Source organism: Streptomyces lonarensis, from assembly GCF_012033735.1.
GTDB lineage: Bacteria > Actinomycetota > Actinomycetes > Streptomycetales > Streptomycetaceae > Streptomyces > Streptomyces lonarensis.
The window spans coordinates 1-2,612 of record NZ_JAAVJD010000403.1; the positions used below are offsets into that span (position 1 = coordinate 1).

A 2,612-nucleotide genomic window follows, 5' to 3' on the forward strand; every position below is an offset into this window, starting at 1 on the left:
GCCCGGGGCCCGCCGTCCGGTCCGTGCCCGACGCGGCGGGCGGCGGCGTGCCCTCCTCGGACCGGGGACCGGCCGCCCCCGAGGTCCGCACCCCGCGGTCGGGCACCCTGCCGTCCGCCGCCGTGCCACCGACGGCGCCGCCCGCCCCCGGTACACCGCCGCCACCACCCGGGGCCGCCGGCGAAGGCGGGGCGGGGTGGTCACCGGAGGAGCGGCGGGCCGGTGCGGGGCGGCGCGGGCGCTGCTCCGGCACGCTCTCCGCGGTCTCCGACGCGGCGGACGCGGCGTCGTTCCGCCGCCGCCCTCGGCCCGCCGCGTCCTCCCGCTCCGGTGGGTCGCCGTCCGCACGGCCGGCCATCAGGGCCGCTCCGGCGCGGCGTAGCCACCGGCGGTCGAGAGCAGTTGGAGCCCCAGGCGCAGTCGGCGGCGGGCCTCCTCCTCCGTGATGCCCAGCCTGGCCGCGACCTGGGCGGTGTTCTGCCGCTGCGCCCGCGTCAGTTCCAGCGCGGTGCGGAGCGGGGAGGGCATGGAGGTGACGATGTAGTCCGCGCGGGCCGCGGTGGAGGCGGCGCGGACCCGCCGCGCCCGCTCGGCGGCGAGTGCGGCGTCGTGCCCGGTGCCACCGGCGCGGCGCAGTACCGCCACCGCGAGGCGGTGCGCCTCGTCGGCGATCCAGGTCCGCAACGGGCCCTGCTCGGGGTCGAACTCCTCGGGGCTGCTCCAGAGTCGGCCGAACACCTCGCCGGTGACCTCGGCCGCGCCGGTGTCCTCGTCGAGGATGCGCCGGGCTGTTCCGTAGGCGAGGGGAGCGAAGCGGTCGTACAGCTCGCCGAGGGCGGCCGCCTCCCCCTGACGCAGCCGCCGACGCATGTCCCTGTCCCACTGGGGCGGTGTCTCGTGCGCCATGCGGGGCCCACCCTTCATCGCGTGGGACAAATGTAGTGGGCCCGCCCACGGTGGGGCACCTGTCGGGCGGATATGCGTCCGGTCCTCGGCGTGGGGGGGGGCGCGATCCCCGTGCCGCCCCCCGCCCGATGCGTGAGGCCGTGAAAAGTGGGCATGGCGAGGGGAACGGACGCCGGGACCCCCGGCGTCGCGGTGCGGGCGCGGTGCGTGATGGCCGCCGGACGACGGTCAGTGGCCGGAACGAGCGGGAGCGGGCATAGAGTAGGCGAGGGGCGAGCCGGCCCGGGGCGCGACCCGCGGGCGGCGGCACCGAGAAGCGAAGGGGCATCGAACGCGTGTCGTTGAGTGTGCTGACCGAGCAGCGGGGAGACTGGGCCGTCCTGCGTGTCGAGGGCGAGCTGGACCTCGTGACGGCCCCGACCGTGCGGCAGCACGTCCACGACGCCGTGGCCGACGGTCGCAAGAACGTGGTGCTGGACCTCGGCGGCGTGCAGTTCTGCGACTCCAGCGGCGTGGGCGTCCTGATCGCCTCCCGCCGACTGATGCGCTCCTGCGCCGGTCGCCTGCGGCTGATCCTGCCCGCCAAGGGCGCCGAGGACGGCTCGCACGTCAACCGGGTGCTCGCCGCCCTCGGGGTGCGACGCCTGTTCGATTGCTTTCCCGATCTGGACGCGGCGGCCGACGACACGGCCCAGCCGCTGCCCGCCTGACGCGGTCGCCGGGAGGCGTCCCACGGGGCTGGTGCCCCGGTCGCGCCCGTGTTCAGGGCGCTGCACGCGGTCGTTGCAAAATCAAGCATCTGACGGTACCGGCGTGTTCGAACCGCGGTCCGCGGTGTCGCACAGTAGCCGCTCGCTTACTCCTTTGCGCCGGAATATGTCCGAAGTGCTTGTTGAGGCACCGCGCGTTCGCTCATGCTGTGCAGACCCGGGAGTGCGGCGCCAGTGCCGCGGTCGGGTCCGCCCAGGCGTGAGGCGTGGTGTCCGCCGGTACGGATGGTGTGAGCGGTGCAGGAGCTGCGAAGGCAGCTGGAGCTGGGACCCGACCCCGCGGAGGTGCGGCGTGCCCGCGAGTGGGTCAGAGCCCAGTTGGACGGCGGGGGAGGCCCGGGTCCGGGCACTCCGGCCGACACTGTGGTGCTGCTCGTCTCCGAGCTGGTGACCAACGCGGTCGTGCACACCGGTCGTCCCGCCGTGCTGCGGCTCCTCCTTCCCGGCGAGGCGCACACGCACGAGGAACACGAGGGGCCGGAGGAACCTCCCGAGGAGCGGGACGCCCGTGCCGACGAGCGTGCCGGCTCCGCCGGCCGCCGGGCCCGTCCCGCCGCAGGTCATCGCGAGCCGTCCCGGCCGCCGGAGCCGGCGCGGCCGGTCGGCCGCCGCACGGCGGCGGGGGAGGACCGCCTCGACGCTCCCCGGCCCGCGGCCGGGGCGCGCCCCGGCGGGGCCGGAGCACCGACCGACGCCACCCGTGTCGCCGCCCCGTCGCCCGAGCCGGGCCGGCCGGCCGCCGGGAGCGAGGCGGCCATGGTGGTCTCCCTGCCCGGGCTGCTGCGGTTGGCGCTGCCCGACCACCGGCCGGCCGGTGCGGTGCGGGGCGGGGCCGCCCCCCGCCCCGACGGACAGCACGCCGAGGAGCGACGGGGCGTCCGCCGCTCCGCCCCTGAGACCGCCGCGCCCGACGCCCGGCCCCGGGCAGCCGGGGCC

Annotated in this window: 3 protein-coding genes; 2 read left to right on the forward strand and 1 reads right to left on the reverse strand. The window is 77.3% G+C overall.

Going from position 1 to position 2,612, the window contains the following annotated elements:
• Nucleotides 1-357: 357 nt before the first annotated feature.
• On the reverse strand, nt 358-906 hold the full coding sequence (locus tag HCN56_RS25025; RefSeq protein ID WP_167974859.1) for an RNA polymerase sigma factor: 549 nt from the start codon (nt 904-906) through the stop codon (nt 358-360).
• Between the two features lie 335 nt (nt 907-1,241).
• Between HCN56_RS25025 and HCN56_RS25030 the strand changes: the two genes are divergently transcribed.
• Nucleotides 1,242-1,616, forward strand: coding sequence for an STAS domain-containing protein (locus tag HCN56_RS25030; protein ID WP_167974861.1), 375 nt, complete (start codon nt 1,242-1,244; stop codon nt 1,614-1,616).
• A 297-nt stretch (nt 1,617-1,913) separates the two neighbouring features.
• A partial coding sequence (locus HCN56_RS27485; protein WP_376770931.1) for a hypothetical protein occupies nt 1,914-2,612 on the forward strand: 699 nt, incomplete at its 3' end.

Coding starts and splice junctions, on each gene's coding strand:
- HCN56_RS25025 (WP_167974859.1), bottom strand. CDS start 906: ATGGCGCACGAGACACCGCCCCAGTGGGACAGGGACATGCGTCGGCGG.